The following is a 19,151-nucleotide window of genomic DNA, read 5'->3' as shown; positions in this document are numbered from 1 at the left end:
TTTTTTCATGCGCGGCGTCGGTCGGCGCCGGCGGGCGTATCGGCTTGGGATCATGGGAAATCATCCTGATCCGGGACAGGCGATAATAGTTAACCTGTTGTTAATCATCAATAAACTGCCGGTGTTTGCCCGTTGTTAGGGAAATGGCGCCATGAAGGGAGGGCGGGTTGCCTTTGAGGCGACGCGCCGGGGGACCGCCGTTTTGGTCCACGGCCGCAGAAGCAGCCGTTCTTTCCAGAAGGAAGATTTCACATGGCAATGTCCGTCAACACGAACACCGGTGCGATGGCTGCGCTGCAGGCGCTGAACTCCACCAGCAAGGGTCTGGCCACCGTCCAGAGCCGCATCAACAGCGGCCTGAACGTCAGCTCGACCAAGGACGATTCGGCTGCCTTCACCATCGCGGAAAAGCTTCGCGGTGATCTGGGTGGGCTGAAGGCGGTCACCTCGTCGCTCAGCCGGGCGAAGAGCGTGACCGATGTTGCGGTCGCAGGCGCAGAGCAGATCTCCGACGTCGTCAACCAGATGAAGACGCTTGCCAAGCAGGCATCGGATTCGGGCGTCGACCAGGCGAGCCGCGATGCGTACAACAAGGACTTCACGGCCCTTCGCGACCAGATCACCACGATCGTCAACTCGTCCGAGTTCAACGGCACCAACCTGCTCAAGACCAGTGGCGGCGAAGTCTCCGCCCTGCAGTCGCTGGGCAGCGTGTCGAGCGGCAGCTACACCGCCGACACGTTGAAGGTCGAAAACCAGGAGATGGATCTGGCGACGACCGGTACGGCTACCGTGGTGGGCAAGGACTCGAAGATCGACACTGCGGATGCCGCCACGAAGATGGTCGGTGCGCTGGATGCGCTGAGCAAGGACATCAACGGCAAGCTCAGCGATCTGGGTTCGGCCTCGCGCAAGATCGACGCGCAGAGCGCGTTCGCCAGCAAGCTGTCGGACGCGATCGAGGGCGGTATCGGCAACCTCGTCGATGCCGATCTGGCCAAGGAGTCGGCGAAGCTGCAGGCATTGCAGGTCAAGCAGCAGCTTGGCGTGCAGGCCCTGTCGATCGCCAACCAGGCGCCGCAGACCGTCACCTCGCTGTTCCGTTAAGGAACACGGGGCGGCCGCCTCTTCGGAGGCGATACGATCCGGCATACCGGGGCGGAGCGATCCGCCCCGGCTTTTTTGGTTTCCGGACGACGCGGGGGCCGGATGCTGCCAGCCCGCCTGTGTGATGCATCGCATGGCCACAGCGTGGCCGGACCGCCCCGAATCATCGTCATCGCCTGTGGATGCCCGCTTCCGGTCCCCGCCAAAGCGATATTCTGACGGATGCCTTGCCGCGGCGCGCCGCTCTTGCCGTGACGACGCGTGGCTGGTCGGTCACGATGCTTCGGCATCGCGGCCCCCTTGTGCCTGCGATCGCGAAGGCCAGTCCGTGCCGGCGATCCCGCAGGGGGCGGTTACGATCCGGATGTGGGTTCGGATGGGATGCGGGCGGTGGCGGATCGGGTCGGCCAGCGGCCGCGCCGGGGGTTTATGCCGGGCTGGCGACCACGTTGACCAGCAGCACGGCGGTGATGGTGCTGTCGCGGCCATGCAGGACCGCCGTCATGTCGTGCGCCAGCTTTTCCGCATCGACCGGGACGAACGGCGAGGCGTAGAGGCGGGCGAACTCGCTCGCGCCGGCCAGTGCCGCCTCGCGCAGGGCGGGCATCTCCGCGGTGATCTTCGCCGCCGCGACGGGATCGCCCGCGCGCAGCACCAGTTTCAGCCGCAGCCGGGCGCTGGACCGGTTGCCCTCCACGATCGGCACGTCGAGCGCTGCCATCGGGATCAGGTCGACGCCGCCGGCCGCGCCACCGCCGCCGCCGTTCGCCAGCGCGGTCGCGGGCGCCAGACCGATCGCGATCGGTACGGCGAGCAGCGACATCAGGCGGTTGGCGGGCATCATGATCCTTCGGGTGGCGGGCGCCATCGGCGGCACCCGTGACCATCTATCGCATCCACATCCTATAATTCGGTTTCGGCAGAGGGTTAAAAGACAGAGGATTCAAGGTAGGGCATGAGCGACGATCGTAAACCAGGCCGGGTGCGGCTGGTCTCGGGTTCGGGCGGCCGGACCGTCACGGAAGCAACCGTGGCGGGGGCACCCGTGGTCGTCGTCACCCCCGCGACGCCATCGGGCAAGGCGAAGGGCGGCATGAAGGCGGCGCTGCTGCCCGGCGCGCTGTTCCTGATCGGCTGCATCGGTGGCGGCGTCGCGATCGCGCGGCTGGTGCCATGATCGCCCGCCCGCTGCTGGCGACGCTGCTGATCGGGGGCCTCGCCGCCGCCGCGCTGGCCAACGATCCCCCCGCGCACGAATCGCCCTCGCACGGCGCGGCGCCCGCCGCCGGTCATGCCCCGGCGGTCGCGCCCCCGACCGCCGGGTTTGCGGCGGTGCTGGCGGAACGGCCGCTGCCCGCCGGTCCCGCCGCTTGGGTGGCGATGACGGAGGAGGATGCCTGGGCACGGATCGCCGCGGCCACGCCCGGCAGCCGGCAGGCGGTACGCTGGGACTATGCGGGCAGCCTGATCGCGGCCGGGCGCGGTCCCGATGCGATGGGCGTGCTGGAGGTGATGCGCAGCGACGATCCCGATCTGGCGATGGTGCCGGGCTGGCGGCGCGCGAACGGTGCCGCCGCCGCCCAAGCGGGTCATGCCGACGATGCGCTGGCGATGCTGGCCGATCCGATGCTGGTCGGCGATGCCGAATCATGCCTGTGGCGGCTGCGCGCGCTGGCCGCGACCGAACGCTGGCGCCCGGCGCTGGAACAACTGGCGTGCGCGCTGCCCGCGCTCAACGCGCGGCATGGCCGTGCGCGCCGCCCCTTCATCCTGGCGGCGGGCGAGGCGGCGGTGGCGCTGCACCGCGACCAGGCCGCGCTCGATTGGCTGGCGACGCTGCCGGACGGCGATCCCGCCGCCAACCTGCTGCGCGGCAAGGCGATGCTGGGCGTGGGCGAGGGGAAGGAGGGCCGGCTGCGGCTGGCCCGCGTCGCGATTAGCGGCGATCCCGAACAGCGCGCCGATGCCGAACTGTCGACGATCGAGGCGGCGCTGGACGCGCACGACCTGCCACCCAAGGAGGCGGCACAGCGGCTCGACCGGCTGTTGCTGAACTGGCGCGGCGATGCGGTGGAGCAGCGGGCGTTGCGCGTCGCGCTGGCGCTGGCGCTGCGGATGCACGATACGCCCGCGGCGCTGCGATCGGGGGCAGCGCTGTTCCGCTATGGCGGCGCGGGGGCGGATGCGGGCACGATCGCGACACAGTTGCGCGGCCTGCTCGCCGCCGCGCTGGCACCCGAATCGAAACTGCCGCTGCCGCAGGCGGCGGGGCTGTTCTGGGATTATCGCGATCTCGCCCCCGCCGGGGTGGCGGGCAACCGGCTGGCGGACGGGCTGATCGACCGGTTGCAGGCGGCGGGCCTCTATACCCGCGCGGCCGATCTGCTCGACCACCGCATGAACGCGGGGCCGCGCGATATCGAACAGGGGCCGCTGTCGGTGCGGGTGGCGACGCTGCGCATCCTGGCCGGGTATCCCGATGCCGCGATCCGGATGCTGCGCGCGACCGACGATGTCAGCTATCCCGCCGCGATGTTCGCCGACCGCCGCCGGGTGGAGGCTGCCGCGCTCGACATCATGGGTCGCCGGGCGGAAGCGCTGGCCGCGTTGCAGGACGTGCCCGACGCCGCCGGCATCGCCGCCGAAATCCACTGGCAGGCGCGCGACTGGGCGCATCTGGTCGAGGTCGGCGAGCCGGCCCTGCCGGCCCCCGGCAAGCTGAGCGAGGTCGGTCAGGCGGTGGTGTTGCGCCATGCGATCGCGCTGGCGATGCTGCAACGCGAGGCGGCGCTGACCCGCCTGCGCGACCGCTATACCGCCTCGTTCGCCAAATTGCCGACGGCGGCGGCGTTCGGGCTGCTTACCGCGAAGGCGGGCACGGTCGACCCGGCGGCGATGGCCGGGGCGATGGCCGCGCTGCCGTCCGCCAGCCCGGCAGGTGCGATCGGCGACCTGATCGCGCAGGGCCGCGAGGCGCGGGTGGCGCCGGCGGGGTAGGTCACCCCGCCGCCCCCGCCGCGTTACGCCGCCTTCGCCCGCAGCGGCGTGCCGTCCAGCTTGTAGGCGCGGCGGACGAGGTTGTAGGCGAGGTCGATCGCGGTTTCATGCGCGTCCGCCTCGCTCATCCGGCCTTCCGCCACCAGCCGGGCGAGGAAGCCGCAATCCACCCGCCGCGCCATGTCGTGCCGCGCCGGGATCGACAGGAACGCGCGGGTATCGTCGTTGAAGCCGACCGTGTTGTAGAAGCCGGCGGTCTCCGTCGTCATCTCGCGGAAACGGCGCATCCCCTCCGGCGAATCGTGGAACCACCAGGCCGGCCCCAGCTTCAGGCAGGGATAATGCCCCGCCAGCGGCGCCAGTTCGCGGGCATAGGCGGTTTCGTCCAGCGTGAAGAGGATGATCGACAGGTCGCGTTCGTTGCCGAACCGGCCGAGCAGCGGCTTCAGCGCGGCGACGTAATCGGTGCGGGTCGGGATGTCGGCCCCCTTGTCGCGGCCATAGGCGGTGTGCAGCCAGCGATTGTGATTGCGCGACGAACCGGGATGGATCTGCATGACCAGCCCGTCGTCCAGGCTCATCCGCGCCATCTCGGTCAGCATCTGCGCGCGGAACAGTTCCGCCTCCGCCGCGGTCGGCGTGCCGTGCATCACGGTGGCGAACAGCGCCTCCGTCTCGGCCGCCGACAGGTCGGCGGTCGCGGCGGTGGGGTGGCCATGGTCGCTGGAGGTGGCGCCCATCGCGATGAAGGCCTGCCGCCGCGCACGGTGCGCGGCGAGATAGCCGGTCCAGCTGCCGACATCCTCGCCGGTCAGTTCGGCGAAGCGGGCCAGGGCGGCACGGAAATCCTCGTGATCGGCATCGATCACCGCATCGGGGCGATAGGCGGTGACCACCTTGCCCTGCCAGCCCGATTGCCGGATCGCCTCGTGATGCGCCAGCGTGTCGTGCGCGCCCTCGGTGGTGGCGATCAGTTCGATGTTGAAGCGGTCGTAGAGCGCGCGCGGGCGAAAGGCGGGGGTGGCCAGCAACTCGCCGATCCGGTCGAAATACAGGTCGGCGGTGGCGGCGGAGAGCGCGACGTCGAACCCGAACACCTCGGCGAAGACATGGTCCAGCCACAGCCGCGACGGCGTACCCCGGAACAGGTGCTGGTGCGCCGCGAAGACACTCCACGCCGCGCGCCGGTCCGCCGCCGCCGGCCGGCCATGCGCGGGCACCGCCAGCGTTTCCAGCGGGATGCCCTGGCTGTAGAGCATCCGGTAGAGATAATGGTCGGGCGCCAGCAGCAGGTCGGTCGCGTTCTGCCATGGCGCATCGGTGGCGAACCATGCCGGATCGGTATGGCCGTGCGGGCTGACGATCGGCAACGCCGCGACCGCCGCATAGAGTGTACGGGCGATCCCCCGCGTAGTCGGGTCGGCGGGGAAGAGGCGGTCCGGATCGAGGTGCAGCGGCGTCATCATGAACATCCTGTTGGCTTGTGCCAGCGATGGCACGGATGCTAGGAACAGGCAATGTCATCCGTCGCCCCGTTTCCGCCATCCGTCCCGTCCGCCGCCCCCGGCCTGCCGCCGATCGTACGGGTCGATCCCGCCGATCAGGTCGGCGTCGCGCTCCGCCCGCTGGTGCCGGGGGAGGTGCTGACGGTGGACGGCGGCGCCTTGGCGGTCATCGACCCGATCGCGATCGGCCACAAGATCGCGCTTGCGCCGATCGCCATCGGCGACGACGTGCGCCGCTATGGCTGGCCGATCGGCCGCGCGACGCAGGCGATCGACGCCGGCCGCCACGTCCACAGCCACAATCTGGCGACGAAGCTGTCGGGGGAGGAGCCCTATCGCTACGATCCCGCGCCGGCGATCGCGCCGGTGATCGCGCCGGTCGCGGGACGGACGAGGGGCTTCCAGGGCTATGTCCGCAGCGACGGGTCGGTCGGGACGCGCAACCAGATCTGGGTGATCCCCACCGTCGGCTGCGTCGGCCGCACCGCGCAGCGCGTGGCGATGGCGGCGGCGAAGGCGTCCGGCGTGGACGACGTGCTGGCCTTCGCGCATCCCTTCGGCTGTTCGCAGCTGGGCGACGATCTCGACGGCACCGCGCGCGTGCTGGCGGCGCTGGCGTGTCATCCCAATGCCGGCGGCGTGCTGCTGCTGGGGCTGGGGTGCGAGGAGAACCAGTTGTCCGCCCTGCTGGAGCGCCTGCCGCCCGAGCGGCGCGACCGGGTACGCAGCGTCGGGGCGCAGTTGAGCGCCGACGAATATGGCGATGCCGCGCGCGCCATCGCCGAACTGGGGGAGATCGCCGGCGCCGATCGCCGCAGCGAGGTGGGGCTGGATGCGCTGCGCCTCGGGCTGAAATGCGGCGGGTCGGACGGGTTCAGCGGGCTGACCGCGAACCCGCTGATCGGCCGCGCCGCCGATGCGGTGACGGCGGCGGGCGGCACCGCGATCCTGACCGAGATACCCGAGATGTTCGGCGCCGAACGCCTGTTGATGGCGCGCGCGCGGGACGAGGCGACGTTCGACCGCCTCGTGACCCTGGTCAACGATTTCAAACGCTACTTCCTCGATCATGGCGAGCCGATCTCGGAGAATCCCAGCCCCGGCAATGTCGAGGGCGGGATCACCACGCTGGAGGAGAAATCGCTGGGCGCGGTGCAGAAGGGCGGCCGCGCGACCGTCACCGACGTGCTGGGGTACGGCGAGCGGGTGCGCCGTCCCGGGCTGGTCGTGCTGGAGGCGCCGGGCAACGACGCCGTCTCCACCACCGCGCTGGCGGCGGCGGGGGCGACGCTGACCCTGTTCTCCACCGGCCGCGGCACCCCGCTGGGCAGCCCGGTGCCGACGATGAAGCTGGCGACCAACCACGGCCTCGCCACGCGCAAGCCCGGCTGGATCGATTTCGATGCGGGCGCGGTGCTGGAGGACGGGCTGGACGTGACGGCGGCGGCGCTGCTGGATCGCATCTGCGCGGTTGCGTCCGGCGAGCCGGCGCGTAACGAGATCAACGAGGAACGGGAGATCGCCTTGTGGAAGCGTGGAGTGACGTTGTGACCCGATTATCGAACGCCACCCTCGCCGATCTGCCCGCCGATGTCGCCCGGCCGGGCTATGATCGCACCGCGCTGGTTCCCGGCATCGTCCATGTCGGCCCCGGCGCGTTCCACCGCGCGCATCAGGCCGCCTATGCCGATGCGGTGCTGGCGCACGATCCGCGCTGGGCGATCAGCGCGATGGCGCTCAATTCCACCGACGTCGCCGATGCGCTGCGCCCGCAGGACGGGCTGTACACGCTGGCGCTGCTGGGGGCGGAGACGAAGTGGCGGGTGATCGGATCGATCGTCGAACTGCTGACCAGGGCGGAGGGCGACGCCTTCGCCGCGCGGATCGCCGCGCCCACCACCCGCCTCGTCACTGCGACCGTGACCGAGAAGGGATATTGCCTGACCGCCGACGGCGGGCTCGACCGCGATCATCCCGCAATCCGGCGCGACCTGACCGATCCGGCGCGGCCGACGAGTTTCGTCGGACGGCTGGTCGATGGCCTCGGGCGGCGGCGCGCGGGCGGCGCCGGCGGGCTGACGGTGCTGTCCTGCGACAATCTGGCGGGCAATGGCCGCCGCCTGTCCCGCGCGGTCGGCGATTATGCCGCCGCGATCGATCCCGATCTGGCAGCATGGATCGCCGGCGAGGTCCGCTTCCCCAGCTCGATGGTCGATTCGATCACCCCGGCGACCGACAATGCGTTGCGTGCGACGGTGGCGGCGGCGGGGATCGAGGACGCGTGGCCGATCCAGCGCGAGGCGTTCACGCAATGGGTGATCGAGGACGATTTCGCCGGTGAGCGCCCGCCCTTCGATCTGGCCGGCGCGCAGTTCGTCGCCGACGTGACCGGGTTCGAGGAGGCGAAGCTGCGCCTGCTCAACGGCGCGCATTCCTCGCTCGCCTATCTCGGGCTGCTGCTGGGCCACGAGACGGTCGGCGACGCGATGGCGGACACACGACTGGCGGGTTTCGTCGAACGGCTGATGCGGCAGGATATCGCGCCTAGCCTCGGCGTCACGGCCGGGCTGGATACGGGCGCGTATATCGGTGCGATCCTCGACCGGTTCCGCAACCCTGCGATCCGGCATCTGCTGGCGCAGATCGCCTGGGACGGATCGCAGAAACTGCCGTTCCGGCTGCTCGCGACGATCGTCGATGCCCGCCGCGCCGGTCGCCCGGTCGACCGGCTGGTCGTGCCCGTCGCCGCATGGCTGCGCTTCCTCGCGCTGCCGCGGCCGCCGATGGCGCCGCTGGTCGATCCGCTGGCGGCAAGGCTGACGGCGCTGGCGCACGATCCCGATGCGGTGGTGCAGGACAGCGGCGTCTTCCCGGCCGAACTGGTGGGCGACCCGACGTTCCGGGCGGCGCTGGCCCAGGCGTGGGTCGGGCTGTGCGACGCATCCGGCGTCATCGGCCGGCTGGCCTGAATGTTCCGTCCTCCCGCCACCATCACCGATGTCGCCGCCGCCGCCGGCGTGTCGATCCGCACCGTATCGCGCGTGCTCAACGATTCGCCCAAGGTGGGTGAGGAAACCCGCGTCGCGATCAAGGCGGTGATCGCGCAACTCGGTTTTCATCCCAGCAGCCGGGCACGGGGCATGGCGACCGGCCGGTCCTATCTGATCGGGGTGATCCAGGACGATCCCAACGCCCATGTCATCGGCGTCCTCCAGCGCGGGATCGCCGGGCTGTGCGCGCAGGAGGGGTATGAGCTGGTCGTTCACCCGGCGCGCTACGACGATCCCAATCTGGTCGGCAACGTCCGCGATTTCGTGCGCCGGTCGCGCGTGGACGGGGTGTTGCTGTTGCCGCCGGTGTCCGAACTGGCCGATGTCGCGGCCGCATTGGCGGCGCTGGGCGTGCCGGCGGTCGCTCTGGCGGCGGCGGCGGTGCCCGGCCACCGGTCGATGCTGGTCAGCGACGAACGCGGGGCGACGGCGATGCTGGCGGATCATCTCGTCGCGCTGGGCCATCGGCGGATCGCGATGATTACCGGCCCCCGCCGGTTCCGCTCGTCCAGCGAACGCGAGGGCGGCTTTCGCGACGCGCTCGCCCGGCACGGACAGGACCTGCCGGACGATTTGCTGTACGAGGGGGATTACGGGTTCGCCGGGGGCCTTGCGGCGGCGCGGGCGCTGCTGGCGCTGCCCGATCGGCCGACCGCGATCTTCGCCGCCAACGATATCATGGCCGCCGCGGTGCTGAAGGCGGCGGGGGAGGCGGGGCTGGCGGTGCCGCGCGACCTGTCGGTTGCCGGGTTCGACGACAGCGATCTGGCGACGATGCTCACCCCCGCGCTCACCACCATCCGCCGGCCGCTGGAGACGATGGCGGCGGAGGCGACCGGCCGGCTGCTCGCGCTGATCGGGGGCAAGCCGCAGGACGAACTCGCCCCGGTCGCACTGACGCTGATCGTGCGCGAATCGACGGCAGCAGCGCTCTAGGCGAGCGCCGCCACGAACCGCCGTGCCTGCTCGCCCACCGTTCCGGCGGACTGGCCCGGCCGGTAGAGCGCGGAGCCGAGCCCGAAGCCGTCACACGCATCCCGCCACGCCGGGATCGTATCCGGCGTCATCCCGCCCACCGCCAGGATCGGCACATCGCGGGGCAGCACGGCGCGGTGCGCCCTGATGACGGCGGGCGATCCCGCCTCGGCCGGGAACAGCTTCAGGCCGGTCGCGCCGGCGGCCAGCGCGGCGAACGCCTCGCTCGGGGTGAAATAGCCGGGCAGCGTGATCAGCCCCGCCGCCGCGCTCGCCGCGATCACCACGGGGTCGGTGTTGGGGGAGATCGCCAGCCGCGCCCCCGTCGCCGCCAGCCGCGCCACGTTGCCGGTGGTCAGCACCGTTCCCGCCCCCACCAGCGCGCGGTGGCCCAGCCGCGTCACCAGCCGCGCGATGCTGTCGAACGGATCGGGGGAGTTGAGCGGCACCTCGATCATCGAGAAGCCCGCCTCGACCAGCGCCTCGCCGACCGCCTCGACCTCGGGGGGCGTGATGCCGCGCAGGATCGCGACCAGCGGGCAGCGCGTCAGCGCGTCGCGCAGTTCGATGCGGGTGTTCATGCGGCAAGGCTCCGGATGGCGGTGATGCCGGCGACGAAGGCGGCATGGCTGTCGACCGCGACCGGCACGCCGCCCGCCAGGGTGACGGCGGCGGCATAGAGATCGCCCAGCCCCGGTTCGGCGAGGATATGGACCGGGGTGCCGGGGGCCAGCCGGCGTTCGGCGACGTCCTGCCCGATCAGCAGCCCGCTGACCCGCGCCGCCACATCGTCCGCCGGGATGCGACCGAGCACCGCGCCCGCCCGCTCGCCGAACAGCGCGGTCAGCGGCGCAGCCGTGGCGGCGAGGGCGAGGCCGTCGCGAAAGGCGGGGCCATCCGCCACCGCGCCGGTCATGAAGTCGGCGAGCAGGCTGTGCCCGCGCAGCAGCGCGAACAGCTCGCCCGTCATCGCGGTGGCGAAACCGGTGATCGCGCCGCCCGCGATCGTCGCCCATTTGCTGTGCGTGCCCGGCTGGCAGAGCAGCGCGTCGGGCGGTGCCAGCCCGGCGGCGACCGCCCCCAGCAACTGCACCTCCTCGCCCCGCATCACGTCGGGCGCGACGTCCGCGGCGGTGGCGACGCCGGGGACGATCGCGGTGTGCCCCGGCTCGATCCAGATCAGATGCTCCGCTAGCGCCCCGATCGTCGCGGGGCACGGGACATAGGGGGCGACCGCCCAGCCGCGGTTCGATCCGACCATCCCCGCGCACAGCATGGGCAGGTCGCCCAGCCGGGCGCGGATGCCCGCCACCTCGCCCGCGAACCCGCCGGGCGGCACCGACAGGATGCCGCGCCCGTCCCGCTCGCCCGCGATCACCGTGCCGTCGGCGGCGATCACATGGCAGCGGCGGTTGGTCGTGCCCCAGTCGATCGCGATGAACGCGCCGCCGGGCGGCGGTCCGGTCACCACCCCGCCAGTCACCCGGTCACCACCAGGTGGCGTACAGGGCCACCAGGATCAGCACGACCGCGATCGCGCCGACGTTGAAGCCGGTGCCGGTGCGATAGCTGACGTTGACGGTATCGATCGTGTCGGTGCCCGCCCGCGCCCGTTTCGCGACCAGCGAGACGATGACGGCCAGCGCCAGTGACAGTAGGAACACGATGCCCATCCGGTCCATGAACGGCACCCCCGGCATCGCCACCTTGAACCCCCAGGACAGCAGCACCGACCCGGCGGCGGCGGCCAGCGCCCCCGCCTCGTTCGCGCGCTTCCAGAACAGGCCGAGCAGGAAGATCACGGTGATGCCCGGCGTGAAGAAGCCGGTGAACTCCTGGATGAACTGGAACGCCTGATCCGATGCGCCGAGCAGCGGCCGCGCGGTCAGGATCGCGATCAGGATCGCGACGCTGGCGGCGATGCGGCCGACCAGCACCAGATGCTGTTCCTGCCCCGCGCCGCGATCGACGTTGTTCTTGCGCTTGGCATACAGGTCGAGCGTGAAGATCGTCGCGATCGAATTGATCTTCGACGCGGTCGACGCGACGATCGCCGCGATCAGCGCCGCGAAGACCAGCCCGAGCAGCCCCGACGGCAACAGCCGCATCATCGTCGGATAGGCTTCGTCCGGCTTGCCCAGCGTCGGCGCCAGCACGACGGCGGCGATGCCGGGCAGCACGATGACCAGCGGCATGACCAGTTTCAGGAAGGCGGCGAACAGCACGCCCTTCTGCGCCTCGTTCAGCGACTTGGCGGCCAGCGCGCGCTGGATGATATACTGATTGAACCCCCAGTAGCTGAGGTTGGCGATCCACATCCCGCCGATCAGCACCGACAGGCCCGGCAGGTCCATGTAATGCGGGTCGCCGCGTTCCAGGATCATGTGGAAATGATCGGGCACCGCCGCGGTCAGCTTGCTCCAGCCGGCGAACACGCCCGCGCCCGCGCCGATCTCGTCCAGCGTCAGATACGCCACGACCAGCCCGCCCAGCACCAGCAGCGTCACCTGCACGATGTCGGTCAGCGCCACCGCCTTCAGCCCGCCCTTCAGCTGATAGACCAGCGCGAAGACGCCGAGGATGACGAGCGCGACGTTCTGGTCGATCCCCGCCACCTTGGTCACCGCGATCGAACCCAGCCAGATGATCGAGGTCAGGTTGACGAAGACGTACAGCGCCAGCCAGAACAGTGCCATCAGCGTCCGGATTGACGGGCCGTACCGCCGTTCCAGGAACTGCGGCATCGTGTAGATCTCGTTCTTCAGGAAGATCGGCAGGAAGAACTTGCCGACGATCAGCAGCGTCAGCGCCGCCATCCATTCGTATGACGCGATGGCCAGGCCGATGGCATAGCCCGAGCCGGACATGCCGACGATCTGTTCGGCGGAGATGTTGGCCGCGATCAGCGAGGCGCCGATTGCCCACCAGGGCAGGTTCTTCGACGCGAGGAAATAATCGGTGCTGTTCTTCGGCCCGGCCCCCGCCTTGTCGCGCGAGACATATTGGGCGAGCCCGAAGATGCAGACGAAATAGATCGCGACGACCGCGATATCGATAGTGGCCAGCTGCATCCCGTCCCCGTCCGACTTATACTATCTATCGACGCTAGCAGCGCCACGGGGCCGCGCGCAAGACAGACGTGCCGGCGGGTTTATGCTGCACTGCGGAACAACCTTGTCCGCGCCCGGTTGACCGGTGATGAAAGTGCGCGACTGGCGGGTGCCGACCGAATGGGTCTGGGTGCAGGATATCGCGATCGTCGCGGTCGCGGTGCTGGTGGCGGTGCTGGCGCACGCGCTGGCGATGCGCATCCTGCTGCGCACCGGCCGCCGCCGCACCCGCGATGCGCGCGAGACGGTGCTGGCGGAAATCCGCACGCCGTCGCGCTGGTTCGTCATCTCGATCGGCCTCAGCTTCGCGACGAAGTTCCTGTCGATGGACCGGGAAATGCGCGAGCTCTGGCAGCAGATACAGGGGTTCGCGGTGCCGGCGCTGATGGGCTGGCTGGCCGTCGCGATGCTCCATGCGCTGCAACGCATCGTGGAATTGCGCGCCGACATCACCGTCGCCGACAATCTCGCCGCCCGGCGGCAGCGGACGCGCGCCACGATCCTGGGGCGGATCGGCACCTTCTTCATCGTGTTCCTGACGATCTGCCTGATGCTGCTGAGCGTGCCGGGCATCCGCACGATCGGCGTCACGCTGATGGCCTCCGCCGGTCTGGCCGGCCTCGTCGTCGGTGCGGCGGCGCAGCCCGCGCTCAAGAACGTGATCGCCGGCATTCAGATGGCCTTCACCGAACCGATCCGCCTCGACGATGTCGTCATCATGGACGGCGAATGGGGTCGGGTGGAAGAGATTCGCCTGACCTTCGTCGTCATCCGCATCTGGGACGAGCGGCGGCTGGTGGTGCCCGTCTCCAAGTTCCTCGAAGCCAGCTTCCAGAACTGGACGCGCGAGACGAGCCAGCTGCTCGGCTCGGTCTTCTGGTATCTCGACCCCGCCACCGACATCGCCCGCCTGCGCGAGGCGGTGGGCCGGGCGGTACAGGCGAGCGCGCTGTGGGACGGCCGCTTCTGGAACTGTCAGGTGACGGACGTGAAGACCGATGCGATCGAGGTGCGCGGCCTGATGACCGCTAAGGACGCCTCCACCGCCTTCGACCTGCGCTGCGAGGTACGCGAGGCGGTACTGGCCTTCGTGCGGGCGGAGATGCCGGAGGCGATGCCGCGGCGGCGGGTGGAGATGCCGGGGGCGGCGGAATAGGCGATCCGCCGGGCCGGCGGATCGGGGCTGCCTGGCCTATCGTCATGCGGTTGCCATCCCGGCACGCCATCGTCATGCTCTGCGACACGGGTTTCGGAGGAACATGGCGGATGAACTTCGTTCGAGAAACCGATCGCTGTACGTTGACCCTCGATACCCGCCTGCCGCGGTTGTTTTTCCGGCAACGCTGGCACTATGTCTGGATCGCGGCGCCGGGGCAGCCCGCGTGGACGTACCGGGAAAAGCGCCGGTTCCACACGGCGGCGGACCGGATGATCTGGGGCGTGTGGAGCAACCGGGCCTTCGTGACCGCCACGGGCACGGCGGAGGGTGCCCGCTCGCTGGCTGGCAGGCTTATTCCCGTCAGCTTCGATATCGAATGGGCGCTGCGGGACGGACATTGGACGGTGGAGGTCCGCAAGGTGCCGGACGGGTATATGGGGCATCCGACTCGCGTCGAATGGAATGCTCGTCGCATCTTCCTGTGTACCGAGGATTTCGAGAAGACCCGCCATGCCGGCGGCATCGTCGCGCACGAATTCGGTCATTCGATGGGCAATACCGGGGTGCTGGGCCGGGGCGACGAGTATAGACCGACCTCGCCGCATCATGCCGACAAGGCCAGCGTCATCAATGTCGGCCGTGAATTGCGCACCCGCCACTTCCGGACCATGCTCGAAGAGATGAACCAGATGATCGACGGCGTCCGTTTCTCTGCGACCTTGCCGCGATGAACGGCCTCGCCCTCTCCCTGCTCGTCATCGGCCTGCTGACCGGGTGCGATGCGGCGGGCGACGATGCCGGTGGTCCGGTCACACCGCCATCGCAACCGCCATCGCCCAGCCCGCCGGCGGCAACCGCTGATCGCGCCGCGCCGCGCCCGGTTCCGGCATGGGATGCGACACGGTGCGGCGACGACGAGTATCGCAACGCGCGCATGGAGCGGCACCCCGATCTGATGGGCCGCGCGGCGGACGATCTGCTCGCCGCCTACGGCAAACCCTATGCCGACACCCGGTTCCGCGCGGGTGAGGGGGTCGGCACCTATAGCGGCGGGGTCGCCAGCCAGCTGCCCGGCGGCGCGGAACGCAATGCCCGCACGCCGGTGCGCCAGGTCGTCTGGCAACGCGCGGGCTGCAATTTCATCGTCCGCTTTCGCCAGGCGACAGGGGCATGGCGCGTGTTCGACGCGTTCGAGGCGTCATCCGACGCGGATTTTTGATCGGATGGGTGAACATGCCGCGAACGAGGTGACCGTCAGCTACGCAGAGGGGCGTCAGATACCCAGCCACTCCAGCCCGCCGGGAAGGTCTTCCGCCGCGAAATCCAGTTGGAGAACACGTCGACGGGCCGGAACGGCTGCGATCTCGGATGCATGGAGGATCGGCGTTGCGTAAAGCCATATGTCGCCGGCCTTCGCGACACAGCGGAGAATGCCGCGCTGGCGGACCGTGTCGTTGATTGCATCCACCGGAATGCGCCCATCCCGATGCGATCCGGGTGCGATCAGGAGGGGCGCGTTCGTGGCGGGAACGTCATCCAGATGTACCCGCAACGTGACCATGCGCTTCAGCAGATCGAAGGGAGGGGCGACATGCAGCATACCTCCCTTGACCGTCCATGGCCCGAAGCCATCAACGGCGATCTTTTCCCGCACGGCGATCGTACGATCCTGATGCCACGCCAGCGACCAGTTCGTCGTCGCCGTCTTGTCGAACAGGATGGCCCGTACCGGGCGGCTTGTAGAACCGAGGGCGCCCGCCGCAATCGATCCGATCGACCCTTTTGGCGTCAGAAAGGAATCCAATCCGCCAAGACCATTCAGGCGTACTCCCGCCCGTTCACCAGGCAGAGAGCTGATGACGGCAAGCAGACCAGCCAGATCGTTGATGGCAGCGCTGCGGTACAGTTGCGCGCCATGGTCGCGGAGGTTGAGCGGCAGGATATCATCGTCGCGTCGCATCATGTCAGCTAACCGGATCGGCTGAAGTCATCCACCCGTATTTGAAGGACGAACGACCATCTGCCTTCACCAAGGCCGGGTTTCCTCGATCGGCGATTTCGTGGCTCTTACACGACCTGTGCCGGGTCGCCCGCCACCACCTCACGCCCCTCCAGCGCGTCGAGGAACAGCCGGCACCACCAGAACACGTCCTCCGCCCGCACGTTCTCGATCATGGCCTGCCAGCGGCGGATGCGTTCGGCGCGGGGCATTTCCAGCGCGGCGGTGATCGCGTCGGCCATGTCCTCGGCGCTGTAGGGGTTGATGAGGACGGCCTCCTTCAGCTGCGCCGCCGCGCCCGCGAAGCTCGACAGGATCAGGACGCCGGGGTCCTCCGGGTCCTGTGCCGCGACATATTCCTTGGCGACGAGGTTCATGCCGTCGCGAAGCGGCGTGACCAGCGCGATGCGCGCGGCGCGGTAGATGCCCGCCAGTTCGGAGCGGGGATAGCCGCGGTTGACGTAGCGGATCGGCACCCAGTCGATATCGGCATATTCGCCGTTGATCCGGCCCGACAGCGCGTCGAGATCGCTCCTGATCTCCTGATAGGTGTCCACGTCGGCGCGGCTGGGCGGCGCGATCTGGAGCAGATAGACCAGCGCGCGGCGATCCGGGTTGTTCGCCAGGAACCGTTCGTATCCCAGCAACCGTTCGCGCAGGCCCTTCGAATAATCGAGCCGATCGACCCCCACGATCAGGCTGCGCCCGGTGGACGACATGTGCATCCGGTCGTGCGCGAACCGTGCCTCGGGCGACGCGGCGGCCGCCTCGAACTCGGCGGTGTCGATCCCGATCGGCGCGACGATGGTGCGGACGGTGCGGTCGCCGACGGTGGCGCACCCGTCCTCGTCGATGGTGCCGCCCATGATATCGACGACGTAACGGCGGAAACTGTCCAGCCAGTCCTCGGTATGGAAACCGACCACGTCATAGGCGAACATCGATTCGACCAGCTTGTGATGGCTGGGCAGCGAGGTGAGCAGCCGCGCCGGCGGCCACGGCGTATGCAGGAAGAAGCCGAGCCGGTTTCTCATCCCCCGCCGCCGCAGTTCGCGGCCCAGCGGGATCAGGTGATAGTCGTGGACCCAGACCAGATCGTCATCCTCGACCAGCGGCATCACCGTATCGGCGAAGCGCTCGTTGACGCGGCGATATCCGCCCTCGAAATCGCGCTCGAACTCGGTCAGGTCGATGCGGTAATGGAACAGCGGCCACAGCGTGCGGTTGGCATAGCCGTTATAATATTCGTCGATGTCCTGTTCTTCGAGGTCGATCGTGGCGGTCGTTACGCCGCCCCCTTCGGTCGTCTGGATATCGCCGGTGAATTCGGGCGTGGTCTCCCCCGACCAGCCGAACCAGATGCCGCCATTCTCGCGCAGTGCGGACAGCAGGGCGACGGCGAGGCCGCCCTGATTGCCGGCGGCATCGGCGGTCGGCACGGCGACCCGGTTGGATATCACGACGAGGCGGCTCAACGTACTTTACTCCAGGGTTCGCTCAACAAAACCGCGCAGTTGATCAGTCCCACAAGCGAATAGGTCTGCGGATAGTTGCCCCACAGTTCGCCGGTGGCCGGATCGATATCCTCCGACAGCAGCCCGGCGGGGGTGCGCCGCGCCACCATTTCCTCGAACAGCGCGCGGGCATCGTCGCGCCGGCCGGTCGCGTGCAGCGCCTCGATCAGCCAGAAGGTGCAGACGTTGAACGCGGTGGCGGGCAGGCCGAAATCATCCTCGCTGTCATAGCGCAGCATGTAGCTGCCGCGCCGCAACCCCCGCTCCACCGCCGCCAGCGTCGACTGGAACCGGGGATCGTCCGGCGCGAAGAACCGCAGGTCGAGCAGTTCGATCAGGCTGGCGTCGAGATCGTCGCCCTCGAACGTCGCGGACATGCGGTCGGTGTCGGGGCGCCATGCCGCCGCCTCGATCCGCGCGCGCATCGCGGTGGCGCGCTCGTTCCAGAAGCGGCAGCGGTCGTCCAGTTTGAGCGCACGCGCCGCGCCCGCCAGCCGGTCGCACGCCGCCCAGCACATCGCCGCCGAATAGGTGTGGACCGCGGTGCGGGTGCGCAATTCCCACAGTCCGGCATCGGGCTGGTCGTACACCTGCCATGCCAGCTCGCCGACCCGTTCCAGCGCGCGGAAATCGTCCTCGCCCGCGACGCGGTACAGGCGGGTGTCGTGGAACGCCTGCACGTTGGACAGGACGATCTGGCCATAGGCGTCGTGCTGCACCTGTTCGTATGCCTGATTGCCGACCCGCACCGGCCCCATGCCGCGATAGCCGGCCAGTCGCTCGGCGAACCGTTCGGGCAGCGGCGCCTCGCCCGCGACGCCGTAGAGCGGCCGGATATGGTCGCCGCCCTCCTGATCGACGATGTTGCGCAGATATTCGAGATAGGATTCCAGCACGTCGAGCGCGCCCAGCCGGTTGAGCGCCTGCACCGTGTAATAGGCATCGCGGATCCAGCAGTAGCGATAGTCCCAGTTGCGCTCGCTGCCGGCATGTTCGGGCAGGCTGGTGGTCATCGCCGCGACGATCGCGCCGGTTTCCTCGTGCTGGCACAGCTTCAGCGTGATCGCGGCGCGGATCACCACCTCCTGCCATTCCAGCGGAATGGCGAGGCCGCGGACCCAGTGGCGCCATTCGTCGCGGGTCCGGTCGAACATCATGCCGACCTCATATTCCAGCTTGCCCGCGAAACTCTCGTCAGGGCCGAGGAAGAAGTGCAGCGGGCGTTCCAGCCGGAAATATTGTTCGTTGCGCAACCGGTCGATCGCCGCGTTGGTGGTCAGCCGCAACGTCTGGTCGCGCATCAGGTAGCGGATGTGGTTGGACCCGGCGGTGATGCTGGTCGGGTGGCCCCAGTCGGTCGCGACGCGCAGCACCACGCGGATGCGCGGGCTGCCCGCCACCGGCCGCACGATGCGGACGAAGGCGGTCGGGCGGTAATCGCGGTCGTTGCGTACGAAGCGCGGGCAGAAATCGATAACCTCCACCGCATTGCCGCCGGCATCCTCGTGCCGGGTGACCAGAATCGGGGTGTTGCGCAGGTAATGCTGTTCGGTCTTCACCGCGCCGTCGAGTTCGATCGTCCAGAACCCCGTCTCGGTATCCTCGCGGTCCAGCAGGGCGGAAAAGGCGGGGTCGCCGTCGACGCGCGGCACGCATCCCCACACGAAGCGGCCGGTGCGGTCGATCAGGGCGGATACCTGGCAATTGCCGATCGGCCACAGGTTCATGTCCTGGG

17 protein-coding genes are annotated in these 19,151 nt (G+C 69.3%); 9 read left to right on the top strand and 8 right to left on the bottom strand.

All coding sequences use genetic code 11. The features are described 5' to 3' along the window. Positions 1-252: 252 nt before the first annotated feature. On the top strand, positions 253-1,107 hold the full coding sequence (locus tag IFT82_RS12645) for a flagellin (protein WP_192127256.1): 855 nt from the start codon (positions 253-255) through the stop codon (positions 1,105-1,107). Between the two features lie 427 nt (positions 1,108-1,534). Here IFT82_RS12645 and IFT82_RS12640 read toward each other — a convergent pair whose 3' ends face one another. Continuing rightward, positions 1,535-1,951 carry a hypothetical protein gene (locus tag IFT82_RS12640; protein ID WP_192127254.1) on the bottom strand — a complete coding sequence of 139 codons (417 nt, stop codon included), beginning with the start codon at positions 1,949-1,951 and terminating at the stop codon, positions 1,535-1,537. Between the two features lie 111 nt (positions 1,952-2,062). On the opposite strand from IFT82_RS12640, the gene IFT82_RS12635 reads away from it, so the two are divergent. Both IFT82_RS12635 and IFT82_RS12630 read left to right on the top strand, forming a co-directional pair. Further along, complete coding sequence (locus IFT82_RS12635; RefSeq protein WP_192127252.1) at positions 2,063-2,284, top strand: hypothetical protein; 222 nt, start codon at positions 2,063-2,065, stop codon at positions 2,282-2,284. Next, positions 2,281-4,104, top strand: a complete 1,824-nt coding sequence (locus IFT82_RS12630) for a hypothetical protein (RefSeq protein WP_192127250.1) — start codon at positions 2,281-2,283, stop codon at positions 4,102-4,104. The genes IFT82_RS12635 and IFT82_RS12630 overlap by 4 nt, the downstream gene beginning before the upstream one ends. Before the next feature lie 23 nt (positions 4,105-4,127). Here IFT82_RS12630 and uxaC read toward each other — a convergent pair whose 3' ends face one another. After that, positions 4,128-5,567: a glucuronate isomerase gene (gene uxaC / locus IFT82_RS12625; RefSeq protein ID WP_199860483.1), complete on the bottom strand. Its 1,440-nt coding sequence runs from the start codon at positions 5,565-5,567 to the stop codon at positions 4,128-4,130. A gap of 54 nt (positions 5,568-5,621) precedes the next feature. Between uxaC and IFT82_RS12620 the strand changes: the two genes are divergently transcribed. From IFT82_RS12620 to IFT82_RS12610, 3 genes are read left to right on the top strand one after another with little or no spacing between them, the layout of a single operon-like run. Beyond that, complete coding sequence (locus IFT82_RS12620) at positions 5,622-7,160, top strand: UxaA family hydrolase (protein WP_192127245.1); 1,539 nt, start codon at positions 5,622-5,624, stop codon at positions 7,158-7,160. After that, on the top strand, positions 7,157-8,578 hold the full coding sequence (locus IFT82_RS12615) for a mannitol dehydrogenase family protein (protein WP_192127243.1): 1,422 nt from the start codon (positions 7,157-7,159) through the stop codon (positions 8,576-8,578). Before IFT82_RS12620 ends, IFT82_RS12615 begins: the two co-directional genes overlap by 4 nt. Further along, a complete protein-coding gene (locus IFT82_RS12610) occupies positions 8,579-9,595 on the top strand; it encodes a LacI family DNA-binding transcriptional regulator (RefSeq protein WP_192127241.1) in 1,017 nt (338 codons plus the stop codon). It abuts the gene before it with no gap. Here the strand turns inward: IFT82_RS12610 and IFT82_RS12605 are convergent. The 3 genes from IFT82_RS12605 to IFT82_RS12595 are packed head-to-tail and all read right to left on the bottom strand — an operon-like array spanning position 9,592 to position 12,705. Then, positions 9,592-10,215, bottom strand: coding sequence for a 2-dehydro-3-deoxy-6-phosphogalactonate aldolase (locus tag IFT82_RS12605; RefSeq protein WP_192127240.1), 624 nt, complete (start codon positions 10,213-10,215; stop codon positions 9,592-9,594). The genes IFT82_RS12610 and IFT82_RS12605 overlap by 4 nt on opposite strands. Then, complete coding sequence (locus IFT82_RS12600) at positions 10,212-11,117, bottom strand: 2-dehydro-3-deoxygalactonokinase (RefSeq protein WP_342355106.1); 906 nt, start codon at positions 11,115-11,117, stop codon at positions 10,212-10,214. Before IFT82_RS12600 ends, IFT82_RS12605 begins: the two co-directional genes overlap by 4 nt. Before the next feature lie 4 nt (positions 11,118-11,121). Beyond that, positions 11,122-12,705 (bottom strand): sodium/sugar symporter, encoded by a 1,584-nt coding sequence (locus IFT82_RS12595; protein ID WP_192127236.1) that lies wholly within the window; start codon positions 12,703-12,705, stop codon positions 11,122-11,124. Positions 12,706-12,832: 127 nt separating this feature from the next. On the opposite strand from IFT82_RS12595, the gene IFT82_RS12590 reads away from it, so the two are divergent. From IFT82_RS12590 to IFT82_RS12580, 3 genes are all read left to right on the top strand, one after another. Beyond that, entirely contained in the window at positions 12,833-13,900 is a 1,068-nt protein-coding gene (locus IFT82_RS12590) for a mechanosensitive ion channel family protein (protein ID WP_192127234.1), read from the top strand. A gap of 110 nt (positions 13,901-14,010) precedes the next feature. After that, complete coding sequence (locus IFT82_RS12585; protein WP_192127232.1) at positions 14,011-14,634, top strand: hypothetical protein; 624 nt, start codon at positions 14,011-14,013, stop codon at positions 14,632-14,634. Continuing rightward, positions 14,631-15,122, top strand: coding sequence for a hypothetical protein (locus IFT82_RS12580; RefSeq protein WP_192127230.1), 492 nt, complete (start codon positions 14,631-14,633; stop codon positions 15,120-15,122). Before IFT82_RS12585 ends, IFT82_RS12580 begins: the two co-directional genes overlap by 4 nt. Before the next feature lie 54 nt (positions 15,123-15,176). Here the strand turns inward: IFT82_RS12580 and IFT82_RS12575 are convergent, their stop codons facing one another. The 3 genes from IFT82_RS12575 to IFT82_RS12565 form a co-directional block, all read right to left on the bottom strand. After that, a complete protein-coding gene (locus IFT82_RS12575; protein WP_244646727.1) occupies positions 15,177-15,866 on the bottom strand; it encodes a phytanoyl-CoA dioxygenase family protein in 690 nt (229 codons plus the stop codon). A 104-nt stretch (positions 15,867-15,970) separates the two neighbouring features. Next, on the bottom strand, positions 15,971-17,377 hold the full coding sequence (locus tag IFT82_RS12570) for an alpha,alpha-trehalose-phosphate synthase (UDP-forming) (RefSeq protein ID WP_192127227.1): 1,407 nt from the start codon (positions 17,375-17,377) through the stop codon (positions 15,971-15,973). Next, positions 17,374-19,143 carry a glycoside hydrolase family 15 protein gene (locus tag IFT82_RS12565; RefSeq protein ID WP_244646726.1) on the bottom strand — a complete coding sequence of 590 codons (1,770 nt, stop codon included), beginning with the start codon at positions 19,141-19,143 and terminating at the stop codon, positions 17,374-17,376. Before IFT82_RS12565 ends, IFT82_RS12570 begins: the two co-directional genes overlap by 4 nt. Positions 19,144-19,151: the final 8 nt, after the last annotated feature.

Origin of the sequence: Sphingomonas sp. CFBP 8760, from assembly GCF_014841615.1 — a bacterium.
Taxonomy (GTDB): domain Bacteria; phylum Pseudomonadota; class Alphaproteobacteria; order Sphingomonadales; family Sphingomonadaceae; genus Sphingomonas.
Note: the sequence above shows the minus strand (reverse complement) of the source record. Positions and strands in the feature narration are given on the sequence as shown.

Bases quoted from the DNA above. Each gene is read 5' to 3' on its own strand.
- IFT82_RS12645 (WP_192127256.1), top strand. From the start codon at position 253: ATGGCAATGTCCGTCAACACGAACACCGGTGCGATGGCTGCGCTGCAG.
- IFT82_RS12640 (WP_192127254.1), bottom strand. From the start codon at position 1,951: ATGATGCCCGCCAACCGCCTGATGTCGCTGCTCGCCGTACCGATCGCG.
- IFT82_RS12635 (WP_192127252.1), top strand. From the start codon at position 2,063: ATGAGCGACGATCGTAAACCAGGCCGGGTGCGGCTGGTCTCGGGTTCG.
- IFT82_RS12630 (WP_192127250.1), top strand. From the start codon at position 2,281: ATGATCGCCCGCCCGCTGCTGGCGACGCTGCTGATCGGGGGCCTCGCC.
- uxaC (WP_199860483.1), bottom strand. From the start codon at position 5,567: ATGACGCCGCTGCACCTCGATCCGGACCGCCTCTTCCCCGCCGACCCG.
- IFT82_RS12620 (WP_192127245.1), top strand. From the start codon at position 5,622: ATGTCATCCGTCGCCCCGTTTCCGCCATCCGTCCCGTCCGCCGCCCCC.
- IFT82_RS12610 (WP_192127241.1), top strand. From the start codon at position 8,579: ATGTTCCGTCCTCCCGCCACCATCACCGATGTCGCCGCCGCCGCCGGC.
- IFT82_RS12605 (WP_192127240.1), bottom strand. From the start codon at position 10,215: ATGAACACCCGCATCGAACTGCGCGACGCGCTGACGCGCTGCCCGCTG.
- IFT82_RS12595 (WP_192127236.1), bottom strand. From the start codon at position 12,705: ATGCAGCTGGCCACTATCGATATCGCGGTCGTCGCGATCTATTTCGTC.
- IFT82_RS12590 (WP_192127234.1), top strand. From the start codon at position 12,833: ATGAAAGTGCGCGACTGGCGGGTGCCGACCGAATGGGTCTGGGTGCAG.
- IFT82_RS12585 (WP_192127232.1), top strand. From the start codon at position 14,011: ATGAACTTCGTTCGAGAAACCGATCGCTGTACGTTGACCCTCGATACC.
- IFT82_RS12580 (WP_192127230.1), top strand. From the start codon at position 14,631: ATGAACGGCCTCGCCCTCTCCCTGCTCGTCATCGGCCTGCTGACCGGG.
- IFT82_RS12575 (WP_244646727.1), bottom strand. From the start codon at position 15,866: ATGATGCGACGCGACGATGATATCCTGCCGCTCAACCTCCGCGACCAT.
- IFT82_RS12565 (WP_244646726.1), bottom strand. From the start codon at position 19,143: ATGAACCTGTGGCCGATCGGCAATTGCCAGGTATCCGCCCTGATCGAC.